A 17,772-nucleotide genomic window follows, 5' to 3' on the forward strand; every position below is an offset into this window, starting at 1 on the left:
GCTCGTCTACGCTTCCACTTTCTCGGTGCAATCAACGGTTGGTTTCGAGCAGATCCCGCAAACAGAATCTCCGTCTTCGTTCGTCATGTTCGCGATTCCTCCACAGGAACCGGTCACCGGTTTGTTGTTGAAAATCGCTCCTACGGCCATGCCGAGGACCATCAAGCAAAACACCAGAAACGTCGCCAGGAAGACCGGCAAGATTGAACTGGTTTTTGTTGAAGTCGCCGCGAGGTTGGGTTCATTGATCCCGGAGCCTTCGCCATCGTTTTTGTTTGCATCTCTATCGGCATTCGTTTCGAGAACGGTCGCTGGAAAATCTGCGGAGGCTACCGTGATGTACGGCAGTCCGTCTTCGGAGTCACTTCGTTCCACCGTCAGCAACGGATATCCGAGCTGTTCACACAACGCAGTCCCTTTCTCTCGCCCCATCACCATCACCGCGGTCGCCATTGCGTCGGCGGTCATGCAATCGTCTGCGATCACGGATGCAATTGCCATGTCGTGATCGACAGGCTCACAAGTCTTCGGGTCAATTGTGTGCGAATAACGTTTTCCGGCAACGTCATAGAAATTTCGATAGTCGCCAGACGTCGCGACAGCCTTGTTGGAAAGTTTGACCATTCGATGCACACGATCTGGGGTTCGTTCTGCCGAATTTGAATTCTCCGGTTTCTCAACGGCGACATTCCAGGGGCCGCCTGAAGCGCGTTCGCCACGAGTCAAAACTTCACCACCGACGACGACCATGAAATTCTCGTAGCCCAGTTCCTCCAGCGACTGCCCCACGCGATCCACGGCGTATCCTTTCGCAATCGCCGAAAGGTCGAGCTGAACTTTGGGGTTAAGTTTTCGGATGGCAGGAGGTTCTGAGCGGACTTCGACTTTCTCGAAACCAACGACAGACTTGATCTCGTCAATTTCATTTTCGCCAGGAAGCACAGGGTCTTCGTCTTTTCCGGGGCCAAAATTCCAGGCATTCACGGCAGGCCCGATCGTGGGGTCAAACGCTCCGTCAGTCGACTCGCAGATTTCCAACGCTCGCGAAACCACGGTCGCCGTTTCCGGATCAACGGACTGCCAGTCGGTAGACGTAGAACGGTTGAACTTTGAGATGTCGGATTGCTCAATGTAGGTCGACATCAGTTCATTGACTCGTTGCAACGAACTGTTAACGCCCGTTTGGATTGCCTTAAGTTGTTGAGGCTGATCGTCGTTGGTCACCACGAGAACGCGAAAGGGGATAGGACCCATCGTCCGACCGCTGACTTCGACTGATTGTTGGGCCGTGCACGCGGTTGTGGCGAAGTGCGTTGTCAATAGTGTGGCAGCGACAATTTTGAAAACTGATTTTGTTTGGAACATTGATCTATCGTTTCGAGTTGGCGGAAGCTTCATCATCGATGTCGGCGAGTGGATGATTAACCCTTTCAATCGTCGCATCCGGATGATTCATCGCATATCGTCAAAGTTTACGGCGTCTGCAGTCTTTCGCGCCGCATGCCGAAAATGATAGCATCACCCTGGAAGTATCAGATACCCCGCGAGCACCTCATGAGCGAAGATTTGGACAAACCTGTCGAGAACGAATTGTCGGACCTGAAAAAGGCTCGCAAGGCTCGAACCGAATCTGCGTTGCAATCGCCGCTGGAGACGTATCTGCGGGAGATCAACGAAACTCGCCTGCTGACCGCCGACGAGGAAAAAGAACTCGCACGAGCGATCGCCAAAGGTGACGTCCAGGCTCGCGACCGAATGGTTCGTGCCAACTTGCGACTGGTGGTGAACATCGCCCGTGGTTACACCAGCAAAGGTTTGGGTTTGCAGGACCTTATCGAAGAAGGCAACCTGGGCTTGCTGCGGGCCGTTGAAGGCTTCGATCCGGATGTCGGAACACGTTTCAGCACCTACGCGAGCTACTGGATCAAACAGTCGATCAAGCGAGCGTTGATTAACTCGGCAAAAACGATCCGCATCCCGGCCTACATGGTGGAGCTGCTTTCCAAGTGGCGTCGCGCGAGTGCTCGATTGACCGAAGAGCTACGTCGCAATCCTACACCGGAAGAGATCGCACGATTGCTGGGGCTGCCGAAACGCAAGCTGCCGATCATCAAGAAAGCAATCCAGATCTACAACGCGACGCCACAGACGGACCAGGCGGATTCGGGGTGGTCGCTTGGTGAGATGGTGATGGACGATCGCGTGCGTTCCCCGGAAGAAGAGCTGATCGAAAGCGACGTCATGAAGCACATCAAGGTCATGATGGGCGATCTTGACGAGCGAGCAGCAGCGGTGCTGAGAATGCGTTTCGGCCTTGAAGGATTGGAGCCTCATACGCTCAAGGAGATCGGTGAGAAGCTGGGTTTGACTCGGGAACGCGTCCGCCAGATCGAGACCGAAACGCTCAAGCGATTGGGCGATGGATTGCGAGATCCTTACGACATGGAAATCTCGCTGCCGTTCTAAATCTTCAATGTTCAGATTTGCAAAGGGCAGTTTCGCCGCTCCCTAAACGGAAAGCTACTCCCTGGTTTTGATGACCGCGCCCAGCAATTTGTCATAGCGGTTCTTCCAGCTGGCCCAGTCAGCGGAGTCATTGGCCATGCCACCGCTGAGCGTAATGTGGTCCATCTGTTCCAGGGCCTCGAAGATTTCTTGATCCCACTTCCGCATGTCCCAGTTCTCGACCGGGTTGTGCATGTCGTATCGCCCCCAATCAAGATAAACTCGGGTAGGTTGGTCGACGGATTCCATGCCGGTCAGGACTCCTTCTGAGCCAAACACCAACGGCGAATGAGTACCGATGGCGCCGAACAGGTCCGGGCTGTTGGCAAGAGCGCCAAAAGCTGCTCCACCGGTGAATCCAAATCCAACGATCGAACGAAAATCACGCTCGGCAATCGTGCGAAACTCCGCGTCAATCAAGGCGACCAGCTTCTTCTCGACACCCGGTCCGGTGCGACCTTGCGGGATGACAAGGATCGCGGGTGGCACGTCGCCATTGGTGTTTGCGAAAATGTTGTCAGCCGATTCGATGAACTGGCTGTTCTCAAATCTCATGTGCGGCAAAACGTAAACGACGGGAAACCGTTTGTCTTTCTGTTGTTCGTAACCGTCTGGCAAATAAATGCTCAACGGCAACGGTTTGCCCTCGCCTTCAGCAGGAAGTTCCCGTTGCACGATCGTGCCATGAAGTTTCTCCGGCAGTGAACTCAAATAAGACGGCGGTTCCCAGTCCGACATTGCGAACCACGACATCACCAGCGGTTTCTCATTGCGAAGGCGAATTGCAAACTCCATTTCGCCAGCGTAAACCGAACTGGTGGCTGAACGTGGATTGAGCGAATCCGTCTGCGGTTTGAAGTTCACCAGAAAGAAGTAATTGGCTCGTTGGTCGGATTCCAACTTTACCGTGTAGTATTTCAAATCGCTATCGCCGGCCTTGATCATCTTCCGTTCCTGTCTGGCACCAAACACGTCACTCGCGAGAGCCACATCGTCTTCCTCTCCCCGATAAACGAAATGAACAATGCCCGATTCCACAATCGGAAACGAACTCTGTTTCGCCAGATACGCATCGATGATCGGAGTCGCCTCAGCGGCATTTTTGTCGGTGATTGACTTCAAAAAACCGGCGAAACCGTCGCTCATCGCCAACGAATTGCCATTGTTGCCTTCGGTCGCCACGTTGGCTTCGGGAACGATATCGACGCGAGCAATCTCACCAAGGCTACGGATGAAGATCGCATTGTCAGCAAACGAAGGCACAGTCCAAACGAGGTCTTCAAACACTTTCAGTTTGGCGACTTCGTCGTACTTCTCGGGCGTCGCCGTCGCCAAATGAACACTGCCTTCCTTGGTGCAGATCGCAATGTGATCGTCGATTGCGATCAGAAATCCGTCTCCGGGTTTGCGACTCTTCCAATGCGGTTTTCCGGTCGCCGGATCGACACACGTCAAAATGCGAGTCGAAAAAGCAAACAGGTTTTCGTTGCACAGCGTTGGAATGTTGTAGGTATTCTTGATCGAACGCTGTTGCCACGTTTCGGAAGCTGCGATTTTCTGATCGTCGACCGGTCGCAGATTGATGGCTTTGGAGAATCCGTCGTCGATGGTGATCACCACATTGCCATCGTCCGTCGCGACTGGCATCACGGCGCTGCCGTTCCCGCCACCGTGTTCAAACTCAAATACGATTTGCCCGGATTCAGCATTCACGCCTGTTAGCTTTTTGGCGCCCGAGGCCAACAATACTGGAACGCCGTCAATTTCGACCAGAGTCGGAATCTGTGAATTGATCACATCGTCCCCACAGGCCCATTTTTCGTCTCCGGTCTTTGGGTCCATGGAAACCAGAAGTTTATCTTTCGCCCCGGCCATCAAAATCAGATTGCCGGCTGCGATCAACGGTGACGTGGCGAAACCGTACATCGGTTGTTTGACTTTGAAGTCCTCCGCGAGCGATTTTTCCCAAATCAGCTCACCGGTTTTGGTGTTCAGGCAAACGAATCTTCCCTGGCACGAGAGTCCATACACCATTCCGTCGTGAACCATCGGTGTGGAGATCGGCCCGTCGAAGGATCCGTTTTCGCCTTTGAATTTTTCGCCTAAAACGAACTCCCAGTTTGTGTCTCCGGTTTTGATATCAAAGCAGCCGAGCTTGTCCTGATCGCCCGACGTGTACATCGTGAAGGCTTGATCGCCCGCGACGGAGACGCTGGAGTACCCGCTGCCGAGTTTCTTCTTCCAGGCAATCTTGAGGCTCGGTTTCAGTCCGCTGAGCTTTCCATCGGTCGAGCCAATGCCGTCGCCTTTGCTACCGCGTAGTGCCGGCCAATCCTGAGCACGGAGGTTTGAACCGAACGGGCTAAAAGAGAGCAGGGCGAACAGGATTGGAAGTGCGAATTTCAGGGTGCGAGACATGGGAGCTCCGAAGTGCAGTCGAATTGAGCCGCCATTCTAGAGCTTCAGGATCAGGATGTCGCTAGTGGGAGCACAGACTGTGCGAATGTCGACATACGCACAGGCTGGAAGACTATGCCGCCAATTCACTTCCGCCAAACCGGTCGGGCGTTTGTTGTGATTTCTTCATCGGCCTCCAACATTCTGGCTTTCAATGTCGCGACTGTTTCTGGTTCGGACTTAAAAAGGTTCTGTTGCTCGCCAAGGTCGTCAGCAAGATTGAACAAGTGCGTTCGCGTTTTTGGGTTGGGGTTCTTTTTGTTCTTTCGCGGCGTGATCTCAAGGTACTTCATGTCGCCGGAGCGAATTCCCTGCAGTCGCCCGTTTGCTGAGTAAAAAAGCATTTCGTCGCGAGGCGTGTCATCCGAATTGAAGGTCGATGAAATATCGAAACCGTCGATCCGGTTCTCAGGAAGTTCCGTATTCGTGATCGCAGCGATCGTCGGCAGCAAATCCATCGTTGAAGTGAAAGCATCGGTGCTGGTTCCAGCCGGAATGCGTCCCGGAGCCCACATCACGCAAGGCACACGTTGTCCGCCTTCGAAAGTCGTCCCCTTCCCCGCCCGCAGCGGTCCTGCACTTCCGCCGTGGTGTTTGAACTGCAACCACGGTCCGTTGTCCGAGGTGTAGATGACATAAGTGTTCTCCGACAGACCGAGGTCGCGAACCGTCTGCATCAACCGGCCAACTTCCGCGTCAATGTGCTCAATCACACATTTGTAGGCGTTCTTTGGATTCGGATCGTAGACATCTTCGGGGACGTAGAGCGGAATGTGCGGCATCGAATGCGGCAGATATAGAAAGAACGGTTTGTCCTTGTTCGAGGTTACGAAATCGATGGCTTTATCGGTGTAGCGGCGTGTTATCGTTCGCTGATCCACAGGGAGTTCGACGATCTCTTCGTTCTGCAACAGTGGCGTTTTCCAGCCCGTGACGGCGGTTTTCTGATCCAGCCACAGTTCGTCGCTGGGAGCTTTCAGCTTTCCTTTATTGTCCGGATGGTTCATGTCGTTGGAGTACGGGATGCCGAAGTACGAATCGAATCCCTGTGCTCGCGGCAATGTTTCCGGCTGGTGGCCCAGATGCCATTTCCCAACACAAGCCGTTGCGTACCCGATCGATTTGAGGTGATCGGCGATGGTGTGTTCGTCTGCATGTAAGCCGTGGTCAGACAGTGGGAATAGCACATGTTTGTGCATGCCGACACGTTTTGGATAACATCCGGTCAGCAACGCCGCGCGGGAAGGCGAACAGACAGAGCAGGGCACGTAGAAGCTTGTGTACTTTCGACCTTCGCTGGCCATTCGATCGATGTTGGGCGTCGCGATCGTTTCGGACCCAAAACAACCGAGGTCGTTGTAGCCTTGATCGTCGGTGAAAATGACGATGAAGTTCGGCTTTTCCTGCGCTTCGGCGGCGACAGAAAAAACGCTGACGATCAGCAGAAGGCAGGCGATGAATCGAGCGAACGGTGGATTTGCAAGCGGATCAAATTTCATGGCGGCTCCCGGGTTCAGTGCTTCAAGTCATGCCATGTTACATCAATCGAGGGAGCTTTTTACAAGCTTCAGCGCCGCCAAAAGAACTTTCGAGCAAATGCCAGGCACTTTTTAATAAATTGATTTTCATGTCGTTAACGCGGCCAAACATGAGTGGCAATGTGCTGGCCGCCGATAGAAAACGCAACGGACCGGCGACTAGCGCCTGGCCGCTCACATTTGCCAAACAGTGCCTGGTCACTGTTCCGCGATGTTCGATTTTGGATCGAAAACCAGAGCCACTTCGCCGGCAAACGATTTGCATTCGGCATCGTTAGCGTACTCTTGAGCGTTCAACGACTCGATGAACGTTTCGCGAGTCTCGTCGGCTGACTCTCGTTCGTCGAGCTTGAATTGCGACATGGCGATGACCGCGTAATCACCTGGAAACGGTGGACCGGGAGACAGTTCGATGGACTTCAACGCAGCCTTGATTGCCCGTTCAAAGTTCCCCATTCGATACTCGGCCGTCGCGAGTGTGTTGAAGAAAATGTCACGTGGATGTTGCAGAACAATTTTTCGATATTGAAGAATTTCGATGTCCGAGAGAGGAGAATTTTCAAAAGCTTCGCTCGTGCTAACCCGGTTCCAGGTCGCATTGTTGACCGCTTGAGCCAGTTGGATACTGATCGCGGGAAGCTTCGATCCGCGGGGAACCTGCAACGCCTGTTTAATGTTCCCAGAAACATATTGCTCGGGGCGGCGACCTTCTGATTCCAATTGACTCGTGAGTTGTTGATACGATGCGTGCAGTCGATCGTGAAACAGAGCGTTGTCAGGATCGTTGTGAATTAACAGGGCGTGATGAAAAACAGAAGCGAACCAGTTCTCCGAACGAATCGCTTTATTGGCCTCGTCGTTATGCCAGAACGGATCGAAATTCGCTTTCGCCTCAAGGTAGCCTTTCTCGACTTCAGATTCAGGTGTGTCCGATTCGGTTGGCAGCGTTGCGTCCCAGAGCTTGATGACGCTGTCGGCCCCGATCGAGGCAATCCTCGAACCGTCTGGGCTGAATATGGCGCTGTTCACGGATTGTGAGTGCCCGTTGAACGTCAGGACTTCATGAATCGTCGTCATGTCCCACAGCTTGATGGTTTTGTCGAGGCTGGCTGACACCAGACGCGTTCCGTCGTTGTTGAAAGCGACCTGGTTGACACCTTCGCTGTGTCCTTTCAAAACCGCAAGTTGCTCTCCCGTCGAGAGGCTCCAAAGCTTTATCGTGGAGTCATCGCTTGCCGAAGCAAGTCGCTTGCCGTCAGGGCTGAAAGCGACACTGTTCACAGACTGCGGATGTCCCTTGAGCAGATTGACTTGCTTGCCCGATTCAACATTCCATATCCGAATTGACCCTTTGGCCCCAGAAGATGCGATCAGCGAACCGTCCGGGCTAAACGTGATTCGGTAGACCGCGCGCTCATGTCCCTTGAAAACCTGATTCGGCGAACCATCTTTCACGTTCCAAATTCTGACCGTATGGTCCGAGCCTGCGGATGCGATCAGTTTGTCGTCCGGGCTGAAAGCGACTCCGTAAACTGCGCCTTCGTTTCCATTGAGAACGTCAATTTCCTGTGCGGAATCACTGTCCCACAATCGCACCGTGCCGTCGCCGGCGGCGGAAGCGACCGTCGCGCCGTCATGGCTGTAGGCGATTCCATAAACCCGATTCACGTGGCCCTGGAACGTCGACATGTTTCGTCCTGTTCGTGCACACCAGAGTCGTACCGATTGATCTTCACTGGACGAAACCAGTTTTCTTCCGTCCGGGCTGAATGCGATCTCAGTCCCGCGTCCGTAATGTCCCTTGATCGTGTGCACGTGTTGGCCGGATCGCACGTCCCACAATTTCACGGTCCCGTCAAAGCTCGCTGAAGCAATGCGACTGCCGTCCGGGCTGAAAGCAACTCCATTGACCCAGTCCGCGTGCCCCGTGAACGTTCCAGTTTCCAATCCGGTTTCCACATCCCACATCCTGATGGATTTGTCGCGACCGGCAGATGCGAGTCGCGTTCCGTCGGGGCTGAACGCAACCTGGTGAACGTACTGCGTATGTCCGTTGAGGGTTCTGGCTTCGCGACCCGTGACCGCGTCCCACAGCTTGACCGTGTCGAAACTCGCGGACGCGATGTATCTGCCGTCAGGACTGCAAGCGACACTGATCACCAAACTGTTGTGTCGCAGCGGTGCCCAAATTTCATCACCTGAATCGACGTCCCAGACGCGAACCGTGCCGTCAACGCCCGAAGAAACCAGGCTTGTCCCATTTGGACTAAAGACAACGTTTCCGACCTGCCTTGCGTGTCCGACAAACGTTTGGGTGTTTTCGAAAGTCAGTGCATCCCAAAGCTTCACCGTTTTGTCGTCGCTCGCTGTTGCCAACGACTCGCCATCTGGGCTGAAGACGACACTGGCAACCAGTTCCGCATGGCCTTCGAGCCTTCCCGTTTCCTGTCCAGTTTCGACGTCCCAAAGTCTGACCGATTTATCGCTGCTGGCAGACGCGAGCTGTTTTCCGGAAGGACTGAAAGCGATGCTTCCGACAGAACCGGAGTGGCCCTTGAGCGTAGAAATTTCTCGACCGGTCTTTACATCCCATAGTTTGATCGTTCTGTCCTGGCTGGCCGACGCAAAGGTTTTGCCGTCGGGACTAAAAGCGACTTTGTAGACACGCGCGGTGTGACCAGCACAAGTCAGATCACTTCCGAGAAAGTTTCGATTGCAAAAATGCCACTCGAAATTGTCTCGATACTCTTCAGGAATTTCGTGCAGGAGTGTTCTGGCCTCCAACGCTCGGTTGGCTTCAAACCTTGCGTTGGCCAGCTGAAACTTCGCCGCCGCCTCGGAGTCTCTCGCACGCTGCGACTCGGACGAAGCCCGTTTCTCAGCCGCAACGGCACGCGTCTCGTTCTTGCGAGCATTGTCCTTCTCAATCAACGCAAGCTGTTCACTGGCTTGAGCTTTGGTGCGCTCTTTCTCCGCCTCAGCCGTTTTCTGTTCTGCCAAAATCTGGTGAGATTCCGCTTCGCTAGTTTTTTGATTCGCCCGAATCAGACCGTAGCTGGTACCAACGATTCCGATCAGCAACGCTGCCCCGACTGCCGCGATAGAAGCCGCCAAACCTCGGTTCTTGGCCGCGAATTTCCGCATCTGATACAGCGTCGAAGGAGGCCGTGCGATCACCGCGTCGCCCGCCAGGAAGTTGGAGATGTCTCGAGCGAAATCCGCAGCGGTTTGATAACGCCGGGTGCGATCTTTCTCGAGGGCTTTCATAACCACCCAATCCAGATCTCCCTTTAAAACCTGACGAAGCTTGCCAGAGCTGATCTGTCGTTGTTGACTCACTTTCGACGTCACCGCGACAGAAGCAGAATCCAGTCGAGTACTTGGTCGCGGCGGATCCTTTTCGCGAATGATCTCCAGAATCTGGAAAAAAGCGTTGCTGCTGAGCGTCTGTTTGTCGACCGGTGTCGAGCCCGTCAACAACTCGTAGAGCATCACGCCCAGCGAGTAGATGTCCGCGCGAGTATCGACATCGAGCGCGTTCATTTCCGCTTGCTCGGGCGACATGTACTGCAACGTTCCGACGACTTTGCCAAACTCTGTGAACAGCGTCTTGTCCGTCAGTTTCATGTTGTGGGTGATCGCTTTCGCCATTCCGAAATCGATTACTTTGGGAACCGCTTCGCCGTCGTAATGAGTGACCAGAACGTTCGAAGGTTTCAAGTCGCGATGCAGAATTCCTTTTTGATGCGCGTGCTGGATCGCTTTACAAACTGGCACGAACAGTTTCAACCTGTCAGCAACGCTCAACTTGTTCTGATCACAATAGTCTGTGATGGGAATGCCCTTCACCAACTCCATCACGAAATAGGGAGTCCCGTTTTCTGTCGTTCCCGCGTCCAGAACTTTGGCGATGTTCTGATGATCCATCAAGGCGAGAGCCTGCCGTTCGGCTTCAAATCGCGCGATGACTTCTTTGGACGCCAGTTCTGATTTGATCAGCTTCATCGCGACGCGGCGCTGCACAGGTTCTTCCTGCTCCGCCATCCAGACGGCGCCCATTCCGCCTTCGCCGATCTTCTGCAACAGCTTGTACCTGCCGATGCGTCGCGACGGTCTGACCTGACCCGAGTCGAGTTGCGTCCCGCTGTTCTCGGTTTCGGTCGCGTTGATCAGCTGCTCTGCGTGAACGACAGCCGATTCGCCGAAGCGGGCGTAGTCAGAAACCTTGAGCGTCTGACCAGATTTCCGGCGGTAGAAAATTTCCAGAGAGATCAAATCGAGCAAAAGCTGCGGCCGTGAAACTTCCGGAACCTGATTCAGCCACGCATCAATCGACGGAGAGTTTCCTGACTTGAGATCGGTTTCAAATTGGTCGGCCAATTTGTCGAATTGTGTCTGCATCTACTCTCACCCCAGCAACGCTTTTCTCGTACGCTGCAGACGATTACCAGGCGATTACCAGGGAACGACCTACTCGCATCCGTGATGGTCGCCAGGCTTAAAGCTCAGCCGCGAACCGTCAACTTTCCCCATTTTTTGGCCTTTATAGCCGGCCTGATTGTAAACTCCATCCGTCAGCTATGTGGCCAGAGTCAGTGTTTTTGCGTAAGAATGAGCCGTTCAATACGTGATAAAACCGATTGATTCCGCATAAATTGTCTCCAGCGGCACGGGCACGCTATACTCGCGGGGAATTTCGGCGGAACGTCGATGTACCTAACTGCGATTTGGAAACACATTGAACGACTCGCTTGGCAACGAAAAATCTCCACTAGAACAATGGATCCTCGGCTCACAGTCCGGTGACGAAGAATCGTTGAATCGGCTCGCCGAATATTTGTTGCCCAAAGCTTTCGAAATTGCCAACCGAAAAATGGGCTCGCTAAGTCCGGTCGACGATTTCGAAGACGTCGCGGTCAGCGCAGTGAAATCGGTCTGTCTCAGGTTCCGGGAAGGGCAAAGTGAGTTTCTTGGAGAGCGTGAGTTAGGCGGGTTGTTGCAGCAGTTCGTCAACGGAAAAATTCGCACCCGGCGAAAGTATCACTACGCAGAAAAGCGAAACGTGAAACTCAACGCATCCAACGAAGGTGTTTCCCGGGACGACGGTTCTGGCGGGCAGTCACCGATTCAGCGTCATGCGATCGAGGACGCCAAATCCGTATGGTTGGATGAGCACTCGATCAGTTTGCCTCTCCCGGAACAGGCCTACCTCGCCTCGATGGTCGATGGCTTGGGAACCGATGTCCAAGGACTTTTTTCTGAACTGGTCAAGCGGTTGGGCGAGAACCCGCGAAAAGTTCTGATGCTGATCACGACGGGATCGATGTCGAACCGCCAGTTGGCCGAAGCGATGGATTGTGCTCCTGCGTCAATTGAGCGGTATCGAAAAGCGATTCGTAGAAAGCTCGAGGAGATCGTCAACGAATGATCGATGCTCGGCAGTCGCTGGCTTTTCTGTCTGTTGAGAAAAGTTATCCAGATCGGATGAGGGAATCGGTTCAAGCTTTCCATAGGTGGATATGAACGATAAACAACACTCAATTTACTGCGAAGACAATCTGAGATGGATGAATCGATGCCGAAGCCAATGCCCGTCTATTTCTTGCTGCTACTGGTGTTCCTGAGCGGGATTGTGTTTGCCGAAATGGTCGTCCGATAGGCGAACCGAGGAGAAGTGGCGCCAGTGGGAGTCGAACCCACAAACACGAAGTTCTGAGCTTCGCTGCTTTGCCAGTTTGCATACAGCGCCATAGGTACGAACCGCAATCGACGCGGCAGGCAGTGATTTCACTCGATGCTGCAAACAAACTTTGCATTTCGAGAATCAGGTTTTGACAAATCACGAGAGCAGCTCGTAAGGGAATCGAACCCTTCTTTCCGGCTTGAGAAGCCGACGTCCTGAACCGATAGACGAACGAGCCAAGCTTTTACAGTTGCAGATGTCGGAATCGAACCGACAAGACCGGGCTTATGAGACCCAGTTGAGCTCCAGCCCATCTGCAAAAATTGATTGCGGTGTAAGTTTTGGCGTCTGAATCCCGGAATGCCGATAGCCGTTGCTGCTCTCTGGCATTCCGTATTCGGGCCTCCAAATTCCAAAGTGGGTCGCGAAGGAATCGAACCTCTCGCCGCCACCTCAATCGTTAATGGCGCGTGGTTTACAGCCACGCATGAGGGACACGACCCGAGTAAATTTTCAGTGTTAGTTTCTTGAGTGGTCGAAGAGGGATTCGAACCCTCATTGCCTTACGGCACGGCGTTCTAAGCGCCGCGTGTCAACCAGTTGCACCATTCGACCTTGATTTGAAAGCTGGGAAGCAAAGGCGGAAACTTCGGATTGTGGAGCGATCATCGTTCGCAAACCTGAACTTCGCATTCTCCGCATTCCGCTATCTCCCCATTCCGCTTTCATCAAGTCATCCCGGGTGGACTCGAACCACCGATCTACTGCTTGTAAGGCAGCCGCCTTCGCCGCTAGGCCACGGGACGTTTCAAATTCCAACTCGGCGTTCAACATCCCGAACTGAAAAGTACCCCACCGAGGAATCGAACCTCGTCCAACTGTTTCGAAGACAGTCATGCATCCAGCACACCCGCAGGGCAAATGGTTGTTTCGCTCGCGTAGCACCGGACTGGGATCAGTACGCCCACAGTTGGCTCGCTACAAAATCATTGAATCAGGAAGAGAGATTCGAACTCTCACAACTTGCTTCAAAGGCAAATCACCCGTCCTCGGGATTCCTGAATGGTGCAACCTTTGAACAACATTCAAAAGTTGCGAAGCGGCTCATACCGGATTTGAACCGGCGTCTCTGCCGTGACAGGGCAGTATCCATTCCAGGCTGGACCAATGAGCCGAAGTAGGTTTCAGTTTTCAAGAGTGCTCTGCGAGAATCGAACTCGCTTTTCCGCGGTGGAAACGCGGCACCTAAGCCAATCAGTCAAGAGCACGTGTTCGTCGTTTTCGATTTCCAGCCTGCCCACTACACGTCACAGGTTGGAATTTCGAATGTCATATTTTCAAGAGCGTCCAGTGGGAGTCGAACCCACACTTCCGCCATGGCAAGGCAGTAGGCTGCCGCTACATCATGGACGCGTTGTTTCGGTGAGATTGTTTGTTAAAGAGCATCGGGAGGGACTCGAACCCTCGTTTCCGGATTACAAAACCGGGATACTGGCCGCTGTAAGACCGATGCGTTTGGTTTGTCGCTGTTTGGGGGATCGAACTCCTTTCTGTGTTTCTGTTTTCTCTTTTAAGTGGGTCCGGAGGGATTCGAACCCTCTCCGATCTGGTTAAGAGCCAGACATGCTGCCAATAACACCTCAGACCCGAGGTTTTGTTGCATCAAAACTAAATGACTGATGCATGTTTTGCGTTCAAAGGCTCAAAGCTTGTGCCACGTTTGAGTGAGGCCGGGAGGATTCGAACCTCCACCAAGCACTTTAAAAGAGTGCTGTGCTACCGTTGACACCACGACCCCGATTGGAATTCGAAGACGTTGTGCGTTTGTGGCGAAAATGAGTTTCCATATCTGCTTCCTTTTTCTGTTTCTGTTTTGGTTGTCAGTGCTTCGAGTGGTAGCCCTGGGAATTGAGCCCAGCACGTCAGAGATATCAGCTCTAACCGGGCACCAGCCCCCGACTACCCTGGACGCATTCCTGCGTTCGTTGCTTTTGATTTCTGTTCAACAGTCAGGCGAGCGGGGATCGAACCCGCAACCCCAGGCTTCCAAAGCCCATATGCTCCCACTTGCACCTCCGCCTGTCGTTTTCGGGCATGTCGTTTTTGCCCCGCTTCTCGCGAGATCGCATGTTGTCTGTCTGGCCGCATGCTTTCGTTTCGTTCCTGTTTTTGTTTCGAGCCGTGCCCATACGGTTCGAAAGGTCCACAAAAAAAGCCCAGTTGTTTGTCAAACACCGGGCTTTTGAACGTCAATTCGTTTCAATACCAAGCGTCAACATTGCAGTTTTTGCATATCAATAGCCAGTTCCACGCGGGGGCTCATCGGGAGATACATCCCGGTGCCGGCCGCGGTGACCATTTTGTTGAGTTTGGTAAAAGTGAAAGACATTGAACTCGACGCTCCTGATTAACTTCTTCGTTACTTTGATCTGTTATCCACAAGTCCAATTAACTTGCTTGCCTTGATAGACGCGATAGCCCCATCCTGGTTCACTTGAAATGAAAAAGTTTTTGCGGCTATTGTTTGAGCACGCATTTCTCCGTGAAACTGTGGCTGAAACAGTTCGTTTCTTGACCGGCACTGCCCGCAGATATTCGAGACAGCGCACAAAAAAAGGGACACCATCTGGCGTCCCTTAGCATCACGTTGCAAATCGTGCGCTTAGTTGTAAGCGTTCAGCTTTTCCATCAAAGCTTCAACGACAGGCTTCAGCTTGGCGAGGATTCCTTCGTCAGAGATGTTTTCCATCGCTGCTTTAACTGCTGCACCGAACTTGGAAAGGACGCCGCTGACTGCCGTTTTGGCTGGACCAGTCAGTTTGTCGATTCCCATGCCTTCGATCGAGCCACTAAGATCGCTGATCTTTGTCGAAAGACCTTCTGCGCTGTCGGCAGTAACGTCTTTGAAACCGTCAGTGATGCCGGTGAATTTTTCCTGCAGGCCATCCATGTCGAAATCGCCGAAGTCGATGCTGGCCATGTCGACAGCTTTGTCTTTGGCATCATTGGCAGCTTCTTTGGCAGCATCGCAACCGGTGAATGCGACCATCAAGGCGACAAGCAACAGGCTAAGTTGTGTGAGTTTTTTCATTATTCAGTTCCTGAAATTTTGTGGTTTGAGTTGAGTACAGCATTTAAGCCGCAAGCAACGTAGGCGATTCTATCAGCGCTGGACAGATGCCGCGCCGCCTTCATGACCAGTCCCGATTCAAGAATTCGTCGTACGCACGATATGCGACCAAGTCAAATTGGCCAGGCCGCAATTCGACTGTGCCAATTCGCGCGCATCGTTTTTAAGAACCAGCTAGTTGGTTGGCCGCTTGGCAACACGTGGCGTCGGTAGCCCAAATTGACACGTTAATTTCGCTGTGGCACTCGAACTCACGCAAGGGCGGCTTAACGGTATCGAGTCGCAATTTGTGTTTTCCGCACCAAATCGTTGTCTTCAGGACTGTTGGGCGGCAATCAATTTTTCGATTTCCAAAAGGTGTTCGTGAGGCACTCGATTCCGTTGATACTTTCGCGCGACAACTTCGTGGAGTGTCTCCAGGTCGTGCAATTCAATCGTCGAAAATTTTGTCCATTCATCTTCAGATTTTAGCCGCGACTGGAGCTGCCATTTGCCGGCATGGCGTGTTGCCGTCACTAGACGAGTCTCGCCTTCTTCGGTTTTCTCTCGCCATTCGTGTTTCTTCATGGTCTTCGCTGCGTGGGGGCATGGTTCAGGAGTCGTATGATAACCGCTTGTCTCGCACGAGAGAAACGTTCGGGGAATGCATCGAAACGTGAGGTTGGATAGCCTGTTCGCGCTTTGACGATTCGCATTCCGTCATTATTTCGCCGTAGCGATACATTTGGTCGACAAAATGGCTCGGGAGCTTAGAATTTCACATCGGATTGACCTGAAAGCAGGATGATGGGGACAATCTCGTGCCTGTCGCAACAATGAACTTAGAACACTCAAAAGATGACCCTCACAAAAGCAATCGCTCGTACCAATTTTCTTGCCATGATGACGATTGGCTTGCTGATCCTGACAATCGGCTTGCTGATCCAATTTGCATCACACTCGTCGGCCAATGCAGAAACGAATGGCTCCAACGATGTCGCCGTCGCGAATCATGCAAATCTTCAGCCAGCGACAACGAAGCAGCGTTCCGATAACAAACCAGTCGTCATCGAGGGCGACTTGAGCGCAATCGATTGGCGTTCGCACGTTGGGAAAAAAGTGGTCATCAAAGGCGAATTGGTCGTCGTGGATACTTACGATTTGGCTCGCCGTGGACAAATCAAAGTCGCGCGCGAGCGACTTTACATCCCGACCAGTCAAATCGATCCCAACGATTCGGATCCTGCAGAAAACTCATTCGAAGGCGGCAGCAACGTCGCGAAAGTAGTCGCAGCGCAAAAGTTCAACGACAACGCGATCATCACGATCGATGATGGGACCCCGAAGGAAAACATATTCCCACCGACTCTGTTTCCGCGACTTGGTAAATCAATCCCGACAGTCCGAATTGGATCGAAAATCACTGGCGTCACGGGAAAGCTCGTGAAGGCTGGAAACAATCTATTGCTTGTTCCCAGCAAACGGTTTCGTTTTACGCCAGCCGAACGTCCTGAACGACCGAATGTCGGTAAAGCCAATGTGACCGTGGCCAGCTTCAACGTGCTCAACTATTTCACCACGATCGACAACGGACGCAACAACGCCCGCGGAGCCGATTCCAAATCTGAGTTCAAGCGGCAAGAGGCCAAACTGGTTTCCGCCATTATTGGATTGGGAGCCGACGTGATCGGATTGATGGAGCTCGAAAACAATCTCGAATCCGAGAAACAGCTGGTGGCAGCCCTCAACAAGGAGATCGGCAGCGAAGTGTTCAAGGCCTGCGGGCTTCCCGATGGTTTTGACGCGGCTCCCGGCGGTGAAAACGCCATTCGTGTTGGCATCATCTACAGGTCGGATCGCGTGTCTCCCGTTGGCGAAGTTTCGATGGTGAGTGACGTCGCCTTCGATGGAGCCCGGACACCGATTGTGCAGAGCTTCAAACCCAACAGAGGTTCGGAAAAGTCGTTCTCCTTGATTGTGAATCACTTCAAATCAAAGGGCGGTTCGGACCGGGCTGACGTTGCGAACAAAAACAAAGGTGACGGCCAAGGCGCCTACAACGCGACCCGCCGCGCGCAGTCTCTCGCAATCTGCAACTACATCGACGCGATGAAACAGGATGACGCGGAAGCACGTGTTCTGGTGGTTGGCGACTTGAATGCTTACGGGCAGGAAGATCCAGTCGATGCGATGCGAGCCAAGGGTTTGGTGGATCTTCGAGAACGATCCGCAAGCGGTGCTGGCGATGGAGAACGGGATTACTCGTACATCTACTATGGCCAATCCGGGAACCTCGACCATGCGATGGCGACAGAAAGTTTGGCCAACGATGTGACCGGGATTGCGACGTGGCACATCAACTCGGACGAACCGCGGTTTCTGGATTACAACCAGGAGTACAATCCAAAGCCGCTGTACGAAGCCGATCCGTTTCGCAGTTCGGACCACGATCCTGTTCTGATCGGAATTGGGAACTAGAC

Annotated in this window: 9 protein-coding genes and 13 tRNA genes; 3 read left to right on the forward strand and 19 right to left on the reverse strand. The window is 53.1% G+C overall.

Annotated features, from left to right (window positions below; all coding sequences use genetic code 11):
• Window positions 1-6: 6 nt before the first annotated feature.
• Entirely contained in the window at window positions 7-1,365 is a 1,359-nt protein-coding gene (locus MFFC18_RS09695) for an FAD:protein FMN transferase (RefSeq protein WP_168211082.1), read from the reverse strand.
• Between the two features lie 189 nt (window positions 1,366-1,554).
• Between MFFC18_RS09695 and MFFC18_RS09700 the strand changes: the two genes are divergently transcribed.
• Window positions 1,555-2,466, forward strand: a complete 912-nt coding sequence (locus tag MFFC18_RS09700) for a sigma-70 family RNA polymerase sigma factor (RefSeq protein WP_202907487.1) — start codon at window positions 1,555-1,557, stop codon at window positions 2,464-2,466.
• Window positions 2,467-2,520: 54 nt separating this feature from the next.
• Here the strand turns inward: MFFC18_RS09700 and MFFC18_RS09705 are convergent, their stop codons facing one another.
• The 3 genes from MFFC18_RS09705 to MFFC18_RS09715 form a co-directional block, all read right to left on the reverse strand.
• Entirely contained in the window at window positions 2,521-4,923 is a 2,403-nt protein-coding gene (locus MFFC18_RS09705) for an outer membrane protein assembly factor BamB family protein (protein WP_075082302.1), read from the reverse strand.
• A gap of 125 nt (window positions 4,924-5,048) precedes the next feature.
• On the reverse strand, window positions 5,049-6,461 hold the full coding sequence (locus MFFC18_RS09710) for a sulfatase family protein (protein ID WP_075082303.1): 1,413 nt from the start codon (window positions 6,459-6,461) through the stop codon (window positions 5,049-5,051).
• A gap of 237 nt (window positions 6,462-6,698) precedes the next feature.
• Window positions 6,699-10,901: a protein kinase domain-containing protein gene (locus MFFC18_RS09715; RefSeq protein ID WP_075082304.1), complete on the reverse strand. Its 4,203-nt coding sequence runs from the start codon at window positions 10,899-10,901 to the stop codon at window positions 6,699-6,701.
• 337 nt (window positions 10,902-11,238) lie between these two features.
• Here MFFC18_RS09715 and MFFC18_RS09720 point away from each other — a divergent pair, with 337 nt between their 5' ends.
• A complete protein-coding gene (locus MFFC18_RS09720) occupies window positions 11,239-11,928 on the forward strand; it encodes an RNA polymerase sigma factor (RefSeq protein WP_075082305.1) in 690 nt (229 codons plus the stop codon).
• 247 nt (window positions 11,929-12,175) lie between these two features.
• On the opposite strand, the gene MFFC18_RS09725 is transcribed toward MFFC18_RS09720, so the two are convergent.
• The 15 genes from MFFC18_RS09725 to MFFC18_RS09795 all read right to left on the reverse strand — a co-directional run bounded on the left by MFFC18_RS09725 (window position 12,176) and on the right by MFFC18_RS09795 (window position 15,880).
• Window positions 12,176-12,249 (reverse strand) — tRNA-Leu (locus tag MFFC18_RS09725).
• Window positions 12,250-12,348: 99 nt separating this feature from the next.
• Window positions 12,349-12,421 (reverse strand) — tRNA-Glu (locus MFFC18_RS09730).
• Window positions 12,422-12,715: 294 nt separating this feature from the next.
• A tRNA-Leu gene (locus MFFC18_RS09735) sits at window positions 12,716-12,798 on the reverse strand.
• A 118-nt stretch (window positions 12,799-12,916) separates the two neighbouring features.
• Window positions 12,917-12,989, reverse strand: a tRNA-Val gene (locus MFFC18_RS09740).
• Between the two features lie 42 nt (window positions 12,990-13,031).
• Window positions 13,032-13,102, reverse strand: a tRNA-Arg gene (locus MFFC18_RS09745).
• Between the two features lie 74 nt (window positions 13,103-13,176).
• Window positions 13,177-13,245: transfer RNA gene (locus MFFC18_RS09750), tRNA-OTHER, on the reverse strand.
• Window positions 13,246-13,283: 38 nt separating this feature from the next.
• A tRNA-Asp gene (locus MFFC18_RS09755) sits at window positions 13,284-13,357 on the reverse strand.
• Window positions 13,358-13,379: 22 nt separating this feature from the next.
• Window positions 13,380-13,451 (reverse strand) — tRNA-Gly (locus MFFC18_RS09760).
• A gap of 74 nt (window positions 13,452-13,525) precedes the next feature.
• A tRNA-Gly gene (locus MFFC18_RS09765) sits at window positions 13,526-13,596 on the reverse strand.
• A gap of 28 nt (window positions 13,597-13,624) precedes the next feature.
• Window positions 13,625-13,696, reverse strand: a tRNA-Thr gene (locus MFFC18_RS09770).
• 62 nt (window positions 13,697-13,758) lie between these two features.
• Window positions 13,759-13,831, reverse strand: a tRNA-Lys gene (locus MFFC18_RS09775).
• 77 nt (window positions 13,832-13,908) lie between these two features.
• Window positions 13,909-13,981: transfer RNA gene (locus tag MFFC18_RS09780), tRNA-Lys, on the reverse strand.
• A 211-nt stretch (window positions 13,982-14,192) separates the two neighbouring features.
• Window positions 14,193-14,265 (reverse strand) — tRNA-Pro (locus MFFC18_RS09785).
• A 580-nt stretch (window positions 14,266-14,845) separates the two neighbouring features.
• Complete coding sequence (locus MFFC18_RS09790; protein WP_075082308.1) at window positions 14,846-15,274, reverse strand: hypothetical protein; 429 nt, start codon at window positions 15,272-15,274, stop codon at window positions 14,846-14,848.
• Window positions 15,275-15,628: 354 nt separating this feature from the next.
• Window positions 15,629-15,880 (reverse strand): hypothetical protein, encoded by a 252-nt coding sequence (locus tag MFFC18_RS09795; protein WP_075082309.1) that lies wholly within the window; start codon window positions 15,878-15,880, stop codon window positions 15,629-15,631.
• 270 nt (window positions 15,881-16,150) lie between these two features.
• On the opposite strand from MFFC18_RS09795, the gene MFFC18_RS09800 reads away from it, so the two are divergent.
• The gene (locus MFFC18_RS09800) at window positions 16,151-17,770 is read left to right on the forward strand and encodes an ExeM/NucH family extracellular endonuclease (protein ID WP_075082310.1); all 1,620 of its coding nucleotides are present in this window, start codon (window positions 16,151-16,153) and stop codon (window positions 17,768-17,770) included.
• Window positions 17,771-17,772: the final 2 nt, after the last annotated feature.

Source organism: Mariniblastus fucicola (assembly GCF_008087665.1).
Lineage (GTDB): Bacteria > Planctomycetota > Planctomycetia > Pirellulales > Pirellulaceae > Mariniblastus > Mariniblastus fucicola.